This is a genomic window from Micromonospora sp. NPDC049366, from assembly GCF_044466625.1.
Lineage (GTDB): Bacteria > Actinomycetota > Actinomycetes > Mycobacteriales > Micromonosporaceae > Micromonospora.
In genome coordinates this window covers 527,926-542,664 of record NZ_JBITMV010000001.1, presented here as the reverse complement: position 1 = coordinate 542,664, position 14,739 = coordinate 527,926, and the positions used below count along the sequence as shown (strand labels likewise).

Sequence of the window (14,739 nt, the reverse complement as noted above, 5' to 3'; positions counted from 1 at the left end):
CGCAATCCGACCGAGGTGGCCGCGAGCGGGAGTTCCCTCCCGCGGCCGGCCCCGGCTCATCGGATCAGCTCAGGCGAGCGTCACTCACCCGTCGCCTTGGCGATGATCTCCTTGGCGACCGAGGCCGGAACCTCGGCGTAGGAGTCGAACTGCATGCTGTAGCTAGCCCGGCCCTGGGTCTTCGACCGCAGGTCGCCGACGTAGCCGAACATCTCCGACAACGGCACCAGGGCGCGGACGACGCGGGCACCGCCGCGCTCCTCCATCGCCTGGATGATGCCACGGCGGGAGTTGAGGTCGCCGATGACGTCACCCATGTTCTCCTCCGGAGTGGTGACCTCAACGGCCATCATCGGCTCGAGCAGCGCCGGGTCGGCCTTGCGGGCCGCCTCCTTCAGCGCCATCGAACCGGCGATCTTGAACGCCATTTCGGACGAGTCAACCTCGTGGTACTGACCGTCCACCAGGGTCAGCTTGACACCCACCAGCGGGAAGCCGGCGAGGATGCCGTACTGCATGGCGTCCTGGGCGCCCGCGTCCACCGACGGGATGAACTCCCGGGGGATGCGGCCACCGGTGACGGCGTTCGCGAACTCGTAGGTCGGCGAGTCGTTGTCCAGCGGCAGCGGCTCCAGGCTGATGATCACCCGGGCGTACTGGCCGGAACCACCGGTCTGCTTCTTGTGGGTGTACTCGACCTTCTCCACCGCGCGGCGGATGGTCTCGCGGTACGCCACCTGCGGCTTACCGATGTTCGCCTCGACGTTGAACTCGCGGCGCATCCGGTCGACCAGGATGTCCAGGTGCAGCTCGCCCATGCCGGAGATGACCGTCTGGCCGGTCTCGTCGTCCAGCTTGACGCGGAAGGTCGGGTCCTCCTCGGCCAGCCGCTGGATGGCGGTGCTGAGCTTCTCCTGGTCGGCCTTGGTCTTCGGCTCGATGGCGACCTCGATGACCGGCTCCGGGAAGGTCATCGACTCCAGGATGACCGGGTTCGCCGGGTCGCACAGGGTGTCACCGGTGGTGGTCTGCTTGAGACCCTGCACCGCGATGATGTCGCCAGCCTTGGCGGAGCTGCGCTCCTCCCGCTTGTTGGCGTGCATCTGGTAGATCTTGCCGATCCGCTCCTTGCGGTCCTTGGTGGAGTTGACCACCTGAGACCCGGACTCGACCACGCCGGAGTAGACCCGGACGTAGGTGAGCTTGCCGAGGTGCTTGTCGGTCTGGATCTTGAAGGCCAGGCCCGAGAACGGCTCCGAGGTGGAGGGCTTCCGCTGCATCGGGGTCTCGCCGTCGGTCGCGGTGCCCTCGATCGCCGGAATGTCCAGCGGCGACGGCAGGTAGTCGACCACGGCGTCCAGCATCGGCTGGATGCCCTTGTTCTTGAACGCGGAGCCGCAGAGCACCGGGTTGGCCTTGCCGGCGATGGTCGCGCGACGGATGGCGGCCTTGATGTCCTCGACGGCGATCTCCTCGCCCTCCAGGTACCGCTCCATCACCGCGTCGTCGACGTCGGCCAGGGTCTCCATCAGCTTCTCGCGCCACTCGGCCGCGGAGTCGGCCAGCTCGGCCGGGATCTCCTCGATCGCGTAGTCCTCACCCTTCTGGGTCTCCCCGCGCCAGGTGAGGGCGCGCATGCCGATCAGGTCGATGACACCGATGTGCTCGGCCTCGGTACCGATCGGGATCTGGAGCACCAGCGGAGTGGCGTTGAGCCGGTCGATCATCATCTGCACGCAGCGGAAGAAGTCGGCACCGGTCCGGTCGAGCTTGTTGACGAAGCACATCCGGGGGACGTTGTACTTGTCGGCCTGGCGCCAGACGTTCTCCGTCTGCGGCTCCACGCCGGCGACACCGTCGTACACCGCGACCGCACCGTCCAGCACGCGCAGCGACCGCTCCACCTCGACCGTGAAGTCGACGTGGCCGGGCGTGTCGATGATCTGGATCGTGTGGCCCTTCCACTCGCACTTGGTGGCGGCGGAAGTGATGGTGATACCGCGCTCCTGCTCCTGCTCCATCCAGTCCATGACGGCAGCGCCCTCGTGGACCTCACCGATCTTGTACGTGATACCGGTGTAGAACAGGATTCGCTCGGTGGTAGTGGTCTTACCGGCATCGATGTGCGCCATGATGCCGATGTTGCGTACGTTGGCGAGCGCGTCTGCGGCGGCCACTTCAATCCCTACTTATCGTCGTCTCGACACAACTGGTGGCGGTTCCGGCGCCGGTCGGCGCCGGAACCAGGGTGTTACCAGCGGTAGTGCGCGAAGGCCTTGTTGGACTCGGCCATCTTGTGCGTGTCCTCGCGCCGCTTGACGGCGGCACCGAGGCCGTTGCTCGCGTCCAGCAGCTCGTTCATGAGCCGCTCGACCATGGTCTTCTCGCGACGCGCCCGGGAGTAGGTGACCAGCCAGCGCAGACCCAGGGTGGTCGCGCGGGCCGGGCGCACCTCGACCGGCACCTGGTAGGTGGCGCCACCGACGCGGCGGCTGCGCACCTCGAGGGTCGGCTTGACGTTGTCCATCGCCCGCTTCAGGGTGACGACCGGGTCGGTGCCGGACTTCTCGCGGCAGCCCTCCAGGGCCGCGTACACGATGCGCTCGGCGAGCTGGCGCTTGCCGCGCAGCAGGATCTTGTTCACCAGCTGGGTGACCAGCGGCGAGTTGTACACCGGGTCAGCGACCAGCGGCCGCCGCGGAGCGGGTCCCTTACGCGGCATGTCAGCTCTTCTCCTTCTTCGCGCCGTAGCGGCTGCGAGCCTGCTTGCGGTTGCGGACACCCTGGGTGTCCAGCGAGCCGCGAACGATCTTGTACCGCACGCCGGGGAGGTCCTTCACACGGCCACCGCGGACGAGCACGATCGAGTGCTCCTGCAGGTTGTGGCCGACACCGGGGATGTAGGCGGTCACCTCGATCTGGCTGCTGAGCTTGACGCGAGCGACCTTGCGCAGGGCCGAGTTCGGCTTCTTCGGGGTGGTGGTGTACACGCGGGTGCACACGCCGCGACGCTGGGGAGACCCCTTCAGCGCCGGGGTCTTGGTCTTGGTCGTCTTGGCCTGGCGGCCCTTTCGGACCAGCTGCTGGATCGTGGGCACCGGGTTTCTCCGCTCCCTTCGGCCGCGCTTGTCGCGACCGCGCCGTCTGCCGTAGCCGACCTGCTGATCGGCTCTCCTACATTCCGACCAGGGCCCCACTGGGAGGTCCCGGCACCCGCGGTCGGGCGTGTCGCCCAGCTCACGGTCCCGGCGTCGACGCTCACGCGCGTACCGGGGTATGTCACCGGCACGCGGGTTGCCCCGGGCCGGGTCTTCGGCTTGTGTCGTGCTGCCGCTCGATCTCCGGACAACCGGATCCAGCCCACGCACGAGTTGCCCGGGCATGCCCGGGCACAAGGGGAAAGGTTACCTACCACAGCCGCCCAGGTCAAAACGGAATGGTCCGCCGAACCACGCCGCCGCGGCCGTCGGTCTGTCTCGCCTGCGCGCCCCCGATGGGCACCTACGCATACAAGTGTACCGGCTTCGTCGCGATACGGCCCGTCGGCCCCGTCAGGCCGCCGCCACCACACCCGCACCGGCGACCACTCCGGGCCTCACCGACCTCGCCGGCCCCTCCCCGGGTGCGACGCGGATCACGTATGCGGGGCCGAGCTCAATGATCCACTGGTCTTCCCGGATGTCGCGGTATCCCGGACCGGACAGCGCGACATCCGGGAGACGGAGTGGATCACGAGACCGGTGCCCGGCGGCCGACGGAGGTCGGTGCGGCACCGGGGCGACCGGGCCGGCGCTCAGGTGAGGGCGACCAACAGGGCGAGGGCCAGACCGAGCAGGCTGATCGCCAACCCCGCCCCACCACAGCTCATCCCGGCCACGGCCAGTCCACGGCCGGTGAACCGCACCGCGGGCGGCGCGGCCGGTCGGCGGATCTGTCGCCGAGCGAGCAGACCGGCCACGACCGCGCCGGCACCGGCCAGCACACCGAGCACGGTGAACGCGCCGGCCGCCCACACTCCGGTCCAGCCCGACCCGGTCACGCCGAAGCAGAGGACCAGGACCGACACCAGGATCGAGGCGATACCGGCCACCAGGGCGCCCACCGCGAGCCCGGAGGTGACCGGCGGTACCTCCAGGTGCACCACCCCGTAGGGCGTTCCGGGCACCGCCTCGATCCGCTTCGGCGGCAGGAGCCGCGCATCGCGGGGCGGCGGCGGCGCGTGCCAGCCGGGCGGCGCGCCCCACGGCGCCGGCGCGCCCGAGGGCCGCCCGCCCCAGCCCGTCGGCGACGGCGGAAACGGCGCCTGACCACCCGGGAGCGACGGCTGACCACCCCAGCCGGCCGGAGGCGACGGCGGGAACGGAGGCTGTCCGCCCGGCGACGACGGCTGGCCACCCGAGGACGACGGCTGACCACCCCAGCCGGCCGGAGGCGACGGCGGGAACGGAGGCTGTCCGCCCGGCGACGACGGCTGGCCGCCCCAGCCGGTCGGCGGCAGGGACGACGGCTGGCCGCCCCAGCCGGTCGGCGGCAGGGACGACGGCTGGCCGCCCGGCGCGGTCGGCGGAGGGCCACCCCAAGGACCCGCGGTCCCGGCAGCCGGCGGGTCACCCCAGCCGGCCGGTGCGGGCGAGCCCCACCCGGCCGGCGGCGGCGAGCCCCAATCACCGGGAGCCGGAGCCGCGGCCGGCTGGCCGGGGCCGCCCGAGGGGGACGTCGGGCCCCCGCCGGGCGACGACGGGGACGCGGGCGCACCCGATGCGGTCTGGACGTCCGGCGCGGGCCCGGCGGCGTCGGGCGCGCCGGTGTCCGGGACGTCGGACGGCCGCTCGGGGTCGCCCGACGAGGGTCGCGCCGGTTCCGTCACGAGCTTCTCCTCCTCGACAGGGCCGCCACCGCGACGGACACCGGCCAGGCTACCGCCGGACCGCACACCGGCCGCGCCCGATGGCGCGGTGCGGGGCGCGCCCACCGGCGTGGGTGGCACCCCGACCGGTCGGGGCGGGACGGTCAGTCAACGTTCGACGGGTAGTCGTGCCCGAGGGGCGCCCCGGCCAGCCGAACCACCGCGATCACCACCACGGCCACCACGCAGAACGCCGCCAGCACCAGGCCCGTCCACGCCAACCGCTCCCCCCGCCGCAGCCAGGCCGCGCCGGTGAGAAAACCTCCGGAGGCGTACGCCTCGCGGCGCGCCTGCCGAGCCAGGTACAACGCCACCGTGGCGGGGACCACCCCACCGAGGAACAGGCCGGTCAACGCCGCCATCAACCCCAGCGCGAACACCGCCCTGGCCTTCGTGGCACGGGCGGGATCGGGGTCGAGCGGGTGACGCGTCGGGTGCTCCGCGACGGGCACCTGCCCGGGTGCGGTCGTCATACCCCCATCATGCCGAACGGGCCGCCGGCCGCGTACCGGTCCGGACGCGACGAGGCCCCCGGCGAACGCCGGGGGCCTCGTCGATCGTGCTGTTTAGCGGTACGACCCGAAGTCGAAGTCGTCCAGCGGAACCGCCTGCCCGCTGGCCGGCCCGAACCCGTAGTCGGTCTCGGGGTAGCCGGTCATCGAGTAGACCTTGGCCTTCGCCTCCTCGGTCGGCTCGACCCGGACGTTGCGGTACTTGCTGATGCCCGTACCGGCCGGGATGAGCTTACCGATGATCACGTTCTCCTTGAGGCCGACGAGCGAGTCGCTGCGCGAGTTGATCGCCGCGTCGGTCAGCACCCGGGTGGTCTCCTGGAAGGAGGCCGCCGAGAGCCAGGAGTCGGTGGCCAGCGAGGCCTTGGTGATACCCATCAGCACCGGACGACCGGCGGCGGGCTCGCCGCCCTCGGACACGAGCCGGCGGTTCTCCGACTCGAAGAGCGCCCGGTCGACGAGCACGCCCGGCAGGAACTCGGTCGAGCCGGAGTCGATGACCGTCACCCGCTTGAGCATCTGGCGGATGATGATCTCGATGTGCTTGTCGTGGATGAGCACACCCTGCGACCGGTAGACCTCCTGGACCTCCTGGGTCAGGTGGACCTGGACCGCCCGCGGGCCGAGGATGCGGAGCAGCTCGTGCGGGTCGATCGTGCCCTCGGTGAGCTTCTCGCCGACCTCGACGTGCTGGCCGTCCTGGGTCCGCAGCCGGACCCGCTTGGAGATCTTGTCGTAGACGATCTCGTCGCTGCCGTCGTCCGGCACCACGATGATCTTCCGCGACCGCTCGCCGTCCTCGATCCGGATCCGGCCGGGGGTGTCGGCGATGGGCGCCTTACCCTTCGGGACGCGGGCCTCGAAGATTTCCTGGACACGCGGCAGACCCTGGGTGATGTCCTCACCCGCGACACCACCGGTGTGGAAGGTACGCATCGTCAGCTGCGTACCCGGCTCACCGATCGACTGGGCGGCGATGATGCCGACCGCCTCGCCGACGTCCACGGTCTTGCCGGTCGGCAGCGAGCGGCCGTAGCACGCACCGCAGACGCCCAGCTTCGACTCGCAGGTGAGAACGCTGCGCACCCGCACCGTCTCCACCCCGGCCGCGACGATCTTGTCGACCAGGATCGAGTTGATGTCCTGACCCCGCTCGGCGACGACGGTGCCGTCCGGCCCCTTGATGTCGTCGGCCAGGGTCCGGGCGTGCACGCTGGTCTCGGCGTGCTCGTGCACGACCAGCTTGCCGTCGAGCCGCTCGCCGATCTGCATCGGGATGGCCCGGTCGGTGCCGCAGTCCTCCTCGCGGATGATCACGTCCTGCGAGACGTCCACCAGACGACGGGTCAGGTAACCCGAGTCGGCGGTACGCAGGGCGGTGTCGGCGAGACCCTTACGGGCACCGTGCGTGGAGATGAAGTACTCCAGCACGGAGAGACCCTCCCGGTAGCTGGCCTTGATGGGCCGCGGGATGATCTCACCCTTGGGGTTGGCCACCAGACCACGGATCGCCGCGATCTGCCGGAGCTGGAGCAGGTTACCGCGAGCACCCGAGTTGATCATCTTCCACAGCGGGTTCTCCTGCGGCAGCGCGGTGTCCATCTCCTTGGCGACCTCGTTGGTCGCCTTGGTCCAGATCTCGATGAGCTCGCCGCGACGCTCCTCGGCGGTCATCAGACCACGCTGGTACTGCTTGTCGATCCGGTCGGCTTCGGTCTCGTACTTCGCCAGGATCTCCGCCTTGCGCGGCGGGGCGATGACGTCCTCCATACCGATCGTCACGCCGGACCAGGTGGCCCAGTGGAAACCGGCCTCCTTGAGCCCGTCCAGGGTGGCCGCGAGGGCCACCTTGGGGAAGCGCTCGGCGAGGTCGTTGACGATCGCGGAGAGCTGACCCTTGCGGATCTCGTAGTTCACGAAGCGGTAGCCCTGCGGCAGCGTCTCGTTGAACAGGACCCGGCCGAGCGTGGTCTCCACGGTCAGCGTGTCGCCCTCGGCCCAACCCTCGGGCGCGGTCCACGGCTCGGCGCCGGCACCGTTGTCGACGCCGACGATGCCGCGCAGCCGGATCTTGACCGGGGCCTGCAGGTGCAGCTCGCCGTTGTCGAACGCCATCCGGGCCTCGGCGTCCGAGCTGAACGCCCGGCCCTCGCCCTTCTCACCGGGGGTGAGGTGGGTGAGGTGGTAGAGACCGATGACCATGTCCTGGGTGGGCATGGTGACCGGCTTGCCGTCGGCCGGCTTGAGGATGTTGTTCGACGACAGCATCAGGATCCGGGCCTCGGCCTGGGCCTCGGCGGACAGCGGCACGTGGACCGCCATCTGGTCACCGTCGAAGTCGGCGTTGAACGCGGTGCAGACCAGCGGGTGGATCTGGATCGCCTTGCCCTCGACCAGCTGCGGCTCGAAGGCCTGGATGCCCAGGCGGTGCAGGGTCGGCGCACGGTTGAGCAGCACCGGGTGCTCGCCGATGACCTCTTCCAGCACGTCCCACACGACCGGCCGCTGCCGCTCGACCATCCGCTTGGCGGACTTGATGTTCTGCGCGTGGTTGAGGTCGACCAGCCGCTTCATGACGAAGGGCTTGAACAGCTCCAGCGCCATCTGCTTGGGCAGGCCGCACTGGTGCAGCTTGAGCTTCGGGCCGACCACGATGACCGAACGGCCGGAGTAGTCGACGCGCTTGCCCAGCAGGTTCTGGCGGAACCGGCCCTGCTTGCCCTTGAGCATGTCGGAGAGCGACTTGAGCGGACGGTTACCCGGACCGGTGACCGGCCGGCCGCGGCGGCCGTTGTCGAACAGCGCGTCGACGGCCTCCTGGAGCATCCGCTTCTCGTTGTTGACGATGATCTCGGGCGCGCCGAGGTCGATCAGCCGCTTGAGGCGGTTGTTCCGGTTGATCACGCGGCGGTACAGGTCGTTCAGGTCGGAGGTCGCGAACCGACCACCGTCGAGCTGCACCATCGGGCGCAGGTCCGGCGGGATGACCGGGACGCAGTCCAGCACCATGCCGAGCGGCGAGTTGCGGGTGTTCAGGAACGCCGCCACGACCTTGAGCCGCTTGAGCGCCCGGATCTTCCGCTGGCCCTTGCCGGACCGGATGGTCTCCCGCAGGTTCTCGGCCTCGGCGTCGAGGTCCATGTTCTGGACCAGCGCCTTGATCGCCTCGGCGCCCATGGATCCGGTGAAGTACTCACCGAACCGGTCGCGCAGCTCGCGGTAGAGCAGCTCGTCGGTGACCAGCTGCTTCGGCTCCAGCTTGCGGAAGGTGTCCAGCACCTCGTCCAGGCGGTCGATCTCGCGCTGGGCCCGGTCGCGGATCTGGCGCATCTCGCGCTCTCCGCCCTCCTTGACCTTGCGCCGGACGTCCGCCTTGGCACCCTCGGCCTCCAGCTCGGCCAGGTCGGCCTCGAGCTTGGCGGCCCGCTTCTCGATCTCCGAGTCGCGGCTGTTCTCGGACTGCCGCTTCTCGGCCAGGATCTCGTTCTCGATAGTCGAGAGGTCACGGTGACGCGCCTCGGCGTCAACGCTCGTCACGACGTACGAGGCGAAGTAGATGATCTTCTCGAGGTCCTTGGGCGCGAGGTCCAGCAGGTAGCCCAGCCGGCTCGGCACGCCCTTGAAGTACCAGATGTGGGTGACCGGGGCGGCCAGCTCGATGTGGCCCATCCGCTCACGGCGGACCTTGGACCGGGTCACCTCGACGCCGCAGCGCTCGCAGATGATGCCCTTGAACCGGACCCGCTTGTACTTACCGCAGTAGCACTCCCAGTCCCGCTGAGGACCGAAGATCTTCTCGCAGAAGAGCCCGTCCTTCTCCGGCTTCAGGGTGCGGTAGTTGATCGTCTCTGGCTTCTTGACCTCGCCGTGCGACCACTGACGGATGTCGTCGGCGGTCGCCAGCCCAATTCGCAACTCGTCGAAAAAGTTGACGTCGAGCACGTTATATATCCCTCACACGTCGCTTGTTGCGCCAGCAGCTCACCGGGGTCGGGTCCCGGGGGCGGTCACCCGCCCCCGGGACCTCGACGTCACACTTCCTCGACCGAGCTCGGCTCGCGCCGGGACAGGTCGATGCCCAGCTCCTCAGCGGCCCGGAACACCTCGTCGTCGGTCTCGCGCATCTCGAGGGCCACGCCGTCGCTGGAGAGCACCTCAACGTTGAGGCACAGCGACTGCAGCTCCTTGAGCAGCACCTTGAACGACTCCGGGATGCCCGGCTCCGGGATGTTCTCGCCCTTGACGATGGCCTCGTAGACCTTCACCCGGCCGAGAACGTCGTCGGACTTGATCGTCAACAGCTCCTGCAGGGCGTACGCGGCGCCGTACGCCTGCATCGCCCAGCACTCCATCTCACCGAAGCGCTGACCACCGAACTGCGCCTTACCACCCAGCGGCTGCTGCGTGATCATCGAGTACGGGCCGGTCGACCGAGCGTGGATCTTGTCGTCGACCAGGTGGTTGAGCTTCAGGATGTAGATGTAGCCGACCGCGATCGGGTCCGGCAGCGGCTCGCCGGAGCGACCGTCGAACAGCTGCGCCTTGCCGCTGGAACCGATCAGCTGGTTGCCGTCCCGGTTGGGCAGGGTCGACGCGAGCAGACCGGAGATCTCCTCCTCGCGGGCACCGTCGAAGACCGGGGTGGCCACGTTGGTGTCCGGCTCGGACTCGTGGGCCTCGATCGAGCGGAGCTGACGCTTCCACTCGGTGTCCTCGCCCTCGATCTTCCAGCCGGTCTTGGCCACCCACCCGAGGTGGGTCTCCAGGACCTGACCGATGTTCATCCGGCTCGGCACGCCGAGCGGGTTGAGCACGATGTCGACCGGGGTGCCGTCCTCGAGGAACGGCATGTCCTCGATCGGGAGGATCTTGGAGATGACACCCTTGTTGCCGTGGCGGCCGGCGAGCTTGTCGCCGTCCTGGATCTTCCGCTTCTGGGCGACGTAGACCCGGACCAGCTCGTTGACGCCCGGAGGCAGCTCGTCGCCATCCTCCCGGGAGAAGGTCCGCACACCGATGACCGTGCCGGTCTCACCGTGCGGAACCTTCAGCGAGGTGTCCCGGACCTCGCGCGCCTTCTCACCGAAGATCGCGCGGAGCAGCCGCTCCTCCGGGGTCAGCTCGGTCTCGCCCTTCGGCGTGACCTTGCCGACCAGGATGTCGCCGGGGACGACCTCGGCGCCGATCCGGATGATGCCGCGCTCGTCGAGGTCGGCGAGCATCTCCTCGCTGACGTTCGGGATGTCGCGGGTGATCTCCTCCGGACCGAGCTTGGTGTCCCGGGCGTCGACCTCGTGCTCCTCGATGTGGATCGAGGTGAGGACGTCCTGCTGCACCAGGCGCTGCGACAGGATGATCGCGTCCTCGTAGTTGTGCCCCTCCCAGGTCATGAAGGCCACGAGCAGGTTGCGCCCGAGCGCCATCTCGCCCTCGTCGGTGCAGGGACCGTCGGCGATGACCTGGCCGGCCTCGACGCGGTCGCCCTCGAAGACCACCGGCTTCTGGTTGACGCAGGAGCCGGCGTTGGAGCGGCGGAACTTGTGCAGCAGGTACGTCCGGCGGTGGCCGTCGTCCTGGTGCACGGTGATGTAGTCGGCGCACAGGTCCTCGATGACACCGCCGACCTCGGCGACGACCACGTCACCGGCGTCGACGGCGGCCCGGTACTCCATGCCGGTGCCCACGAGCGGCGCCTCGGCCTTGACCAGCGGCACCGCCTGGCGCTGCATGTTCGCGCCCATCAGCGCCCGGTTGGCGTCGTCGTGCTCGAGGAACGGGATCATCGCGGTGGCGACCGAGGTCATCTGCCGCGGCGACACGTCCATGTAGTCCACGGCCGCCGGCGGGACGTCCTCGGTCTCGCCGCCCTTACGGCGGACCAGGACGCGGTCCTCGGCGAACGAGCCGTCGGCCCGCAGCGGCGCGTTGGCCTGCGCCTTGACGAAGCGGTCCTCCTCGTCCGCGGTCAGGTAGTCGATCTGGTCGGTGACCCGACCCTCGACGACCTTCCGGTACGGCGTCTCGATGAAGCCGAACGGGTTGACCCGGGCGAAGGTGGACAGCGCGCCGATCAGGCCGATGTTCGGGCCTTCCGGCGTCTCGATCGGGCACATCCGGCCGTAGTGGGACGGGTGCACGTCACGGACCTCGAAGCCGGCCCGCTCCCGGGACAGACCACCCGGGCCGAGCGCGCTCAGCCGGCGCCGGTGGGTCAGGCCCGCCAGCGGGTTGGTCTGGTCCATGAACTGGGACAGCTGCGACGTGCCGAAGAACTCCTTGATCGCCGCCACCACCGGGCGGATGTTGATCAGGGTCTGCGGCGTGATCGCCTCGACGTCCTGGGTGGTCATCCGCTCGCGGACGACCCGCTCCATGCGGGACAGGCCGACCCGAACCTGGTTCTGGATCAGCTCGCCCACGGTGCGCAGACGACGGTTGCCGAAGTGGTCGATGTCGTCCGCCTCGTAGCCCTCCTCACCGGCGTGCAGCCGGCAGAGGTACTCCACGGTGGCGACGATGTCGTCCTCGGTGAGCGTGCCGGTGGTGATCGGCACGTCCACTTCGAGCTTCTTGTTGAACTTGTAACGACCGACCTTGGCGACGTCGTACCGCTTCGGGTTGAAGAAGAGGTTGTCGAGCAGGGTCTGGGCGTTCTCACGCGTCGGCGGCTCGCCAGGGCGGAGCTTGCGGTAGATGTCGAGAAGCGCCTCGTCCTGGCCGGCGATGTGGTCCTTCTCGAGCGTGGTCATCATCAGCTCGGACCAGCCGAACCGCTCACGGATCTGCTCGGCCGACCATCCGATGGCCTTGAGCAGGACCGTGACGGCCTGCCGGCGCTTGCGGTCGATGCGGACGCCGACCGTGTCGCGCTTGTCGATGTCGAACTCCAGCCAGGCACCCCGGCTCGGGATGACCTTGACGCTGGAGAGGTCGCGGTCGGAGGTCTTGTCCGGCTGCTTGTCGAAGTACACGCCCGGGGACCGGACGAGCTGGCTGACCACGACCCGCTCGGTGCCGTTGATGATGAACGTGCCCTTCGGCGTCATCATCGGGAAGTCACCCATGAACACCGTCTGGCTCTTGATCTCGCCGGTGGTGTTGTTGGTGAACTCCGCGGTCACGAACAGCGGGGCGCAGTAAGTCAGATCCTTCTCCTTGCACTCCTCGATCGAGGCCTTGACCTCGTCGAAGCGCGGGGCAGAGAAGGAGAGCGACATGGTGCCGGAGAAGTCCTCAATGGGACTGATCTCGTCGAGGATCTCCGCGAGACCCGAGCGTGCGTGCGGGTCGTCCGCCGACCGGCCCTGCCAAGCCTCGTTGCCGACGAGCCAGTCGAAGGACTCGTTCTGAATGGCGAGGAGGTTGGGGACCTCGAGGTGTTCGGTGATCCTGCCGAATGAAACTCGGCGGGGAGCGAAAGCGCTCGACGTACGACTGGTCTTCGCAGGGCGGGAAGCTGCCAAGATGCGTCCTTCCGAGGACCGGTGCTGCAGAACGGCTGGTACGCGTGCACTCCAATGACCCCGCCGGAATTATCCGCAAACGGACATTTCCGAGCAGGGGTCAAGTCGGAAGGCAGCGCAAACTAGCAGTGTAGCCGAGAGGCTAACCGCTGTCCAGCCCACCCCGCAGGTCGTTGCGGAACGTGCCTCGGGACCCCCGATCGGGGGTCTACCGGGCCGCTCGGAACGCAACGTTCCTGCCGGGCCGCTCGGGGTCGTGCGGCCTGTGGTGTCGCCGCTGTCATTACCCCGGTGGTGGCCGTCGCAAGCGCGGAAGGTCTTGCTGGTGTCAGCGTGCCTGGCGGCCCGGGGCCGCGTCAAGGGGCCGCCCCCGGGTCGCCGCGTCTTTCCCGCGTACGCGGTACCACGGACCGCCGCCGCCGTGCCGGACCGCGCGTCCGGACGCCCTGCTCACATGCGCTGCCGCTGGGCGTCACCAAACACGGCGGGGGGGGGGGCCGGGGGGGGGGGCCCCCCCCCCCCCCCCGGGGGGGGGGCGGGGCCCCCCCCGCCCCCCCCCCCCCGGGGGGCCGGCCGGGGGGGGGGGGGGGCCGGGCCGCCCCCCCCCCCCCCCCCCCGCCCCGCCCGCCGCCGCGCCCCCCCCCCCGCCCCCCCGCCCGGGGGGCGGGCCCCCCCCCCCCCGGGGGGGGGGGCCCCCCGGGGCGCCCCCCCCCCCCCCCGCGACGCGGTGTGTGCGCCGGCTCACTCGAACCGGCCACGCGCGGGTGGAGCCTCAGGTCACTTGAGGGTGACCTTGGCGCCCTCGCCCTCGAGCTTGGCCTTGGCCTTGTCGGCGGTCTCCTTGTTGACCTTCTCCAGGACCGGCTTCGGCGCGGCCTCGACCAGGTCCTTGGCCTCCTTGAGGCCCAGGCCGGTCAGCTCACGCACGACCTTGATGACCTGGATCTTCTTGCCACCGTCGGCGTCGAGGATGACGTCGAACTCGTCCTTCTCCTCCTCGACCGGAGCGGCAGCGCCGCCGGCGGCCGGGGCACCCGCGGCCACGGCGACCGGGGCGGCGGCGGTGACCTCGAAGGTCTCCTCGAACTGCTTCACGAACTCGGAGAGCTCGATCAGCGTCATCTCCTTGAACGCGTCGAGCAGCTCGTCGGTGCTGAGCTTCGCCATGTCTGGCGTCCTTTCTGAAAGTGAAAACTAAGAACGTGGGTGCGCCGGGTGGCCTCAGGCCGCCTCGGCGCCCTCCTTCTCGCGCTTGTCCGCCAGGGCGGCCGCCGCACGGGCGGCCTTGGAGAGCGGCGCCTGGAACAGGGCCGCGGCCTTGCTCAGGTTGCCCTTCATCGCGCCGGCCAGCTTGGCCAGCAGCACCTCACGGGACTCCAGGTCGGCGAGCTTCGTGACCTCGGCCGCGGAAATGGCCTTGCCCTCGAAGACACCGCCCTTGATGACGAGCTTCGGGTTGGCCTTCGCGAAGTCGCGAAGACCCTTCGCCGCCTCGACGACGTCGCCCGAAACGAAAGTCAGCGCGGTAGGACCGGTGAACAGCTCGTCGAGGCCGGAGATGCCAGCATCGGCCGCGGCACGCTTGGCCAGCGTGTTCTTCGCGACGGTGTAGCTGGTCTCCTTGCCGAGCGAGCGCCGCAGCTGGGTGAGCTGGGAAACCGTCAGACCGCGGTACTCGGTCAGCACCGTGGCACCCGCGCTGCGGAAGCTCTCGGTCAGCTCGGCGACGGCCGTGGCCTTGTCGGCCCGGATCGGCTTGTCCGCCATGTCCCTCCTCTCTCGTTGCTCGAGGCTGGTCGCCGTCGTAAGCGGTCGCTTCGACGGCGCCTCAGGAAGCGCGACAACGAGAAAAGCCCCG

General features: G+C 69.5%; 9 protein-coding genes. All 9 read right to left on the bottom strand.

Features of this window, described 5'->3' with window-relative positions:
• Positions 1 to 80: 80 nt before the first annotated feature.
• The 9 genes from fusA to rplJ all read right to left on the bottom strand — a co-directional run bounded on the left by fusA (position 81) and on the right by rplJ (position 14,648).
• Positions 81 to 2,177 carry an elongation factor G gene (gene fusA, locus ACIBTV_RS02555; RefSeq protein WP_396701576.1) on the bottom strand — a complete coding sequence of 699 codons (2,097 nt, stop codon included), beginning with the start codon at positions 2,175 to 2,177 and terminating at the stop codon, positions 81 to 83.
• Between the two features lie 74 nt (positions 2,178 to 2,251).
• Positions 2,252 to 2,722, bottom strand: a complete 471-nt coding sequence (gene rpsG, locus ACIBTV_RS02550; RefSeq protein WP_046567226.1) for a 30S ribosomal protein S7 — start codon at positions 2,720 to 2,722, stop codon at positions 2,252 to 2,254.
• 1 nt (position 2,723) lies between these two features.
• Positions 2,724 to 3,098 carry a 30S ribosomal protein S12 gene (rpsL, locus tag ACIBTV_RS02545; protein ID WP_007465318.1) on the bottom strand — a complete coding sequence of 125 codons (375 nt, stop codon included), beginning with the start codon at positions 3,096 to 3,098 and terminating at the stop codon, positions 2,724 to 2,726.
• A gap of 695 nt (positions 3,099 to 3,793) precedes the next feature.
• Positions 3,794 to 4,174 (bottom strand): hypothetical protein, encoded by a 381-nt coding sequence (locus ACIBTV_RS02540; protein WP_396702045.1) that lies wholly within the window; start codon positions 4,172 to 4,174, stop codon positions 3,794 to 3,796.
• Between the two features lie 836 nt (positions 4,175 to 5,010).
• The gene (locus ACIBTV_RS02535) at positions 5,011 to 5,379 is read right to left on the bottom strand and encodes a hypothetical protein (RefSeq protein WP_396701574.1); all 369 of its coding nucleotides are present in this window, start codon (positions 5,377 to 5,379) and stop codon (positions 5,011 to 5,013) included.
• A gap of 93 nt (positions 5,380 to 5,472) precedes the next feature.
• Positions 5,473 to 9,360: a DNA-directed RNA polymerase subunit beta' gene (locus ACIBTV_RS02530; RefSeq protein ID WP_396701572.1), complete on the bottom strand. Its 3,888-nt coding sequence runs from the start codon at positions 9,358 to 9,360 to the stop codon at positions 5,473 to 5,475.
• Between the two features lie 89 nt (positions 9,361 to 9,449).
• Positions 9,450 to 12,881, bottom strand: a complete 3,432-nt coding sequence (locus ACIBTV_RS02525; protein ID WP_396701570.1) for a DNA-directed RNA polymerase subunit beta — start codon at positions 12,879 to 12,881, stop codon at positions 9,450 to 9,452.
• A gap of 777 nt (positions 12,882 to 13,658) precedes the next feature.
• The gene (gene rplL, locus ACIBTV_RS02520; RefSeq protein WP_396701568.1) at positions 13,659 to 14,048 is read right to left on the bottom strand and encodes a 50S ribosomal protein L7/L12; all 390 of its coding nucleotides are present in this window, start codon (positions 14,046 to 14,048) and stop codon (positions 13,659 to 13,661) included.
• A 54-nt stretch (positions 14,049 to 14,102) separates the two neighbouring features.
• Positions 14,103 to 14,648 carry a 50S ribosomal protein L10 gene (gene rplJ / locus ACIBTV_RS02515; RefSeq protein WP_091594921.1) on the bottom strand — a complete coding sequence of 182 codons (546 nt, stop codon included), beginning with the start codon at positions 14,646 to 14,648 and terminating at the stop codon, positions 14,103 to 14,105.
• Between the last annotated feature and the right edge of the window lie 91 nt (positions 14,649 to 14,739).

What these genes read in the sequence shown, in the direction of transcription:
- rpsG (WP_046567226.1), bottom strand. Translation starts at nt 2,722, where the DNA reads ATGCCGCGTAAGGGACCCGCTCCGCGGCGGCCGCTGGTCGCTGACCCG.
- ACIBTV_RS02535 (WP_396701574.1), bottom strand. Translation starts at nt 5,379, where the DNA reads ATGACGACCGCACCCGGGCAGGTGCCCGTCGCGGAGCACCCGACGCGT.
- rplJ (WP_091594921.1), bottom strand. Translation starts at nt 14,648, where the DNA reads ATGGCGGACAAGCCGATCCGGGCCGACAAGGCCACGGCCGTCGCCGAG.
- rplL (WP_396701568.1), bottom strand. Translation starts at nt 14,048, where the DNA reads ATGGCGAAGCTCAGCACCGACGAGCTGCTCGACGCGTTCAAGGAGATG.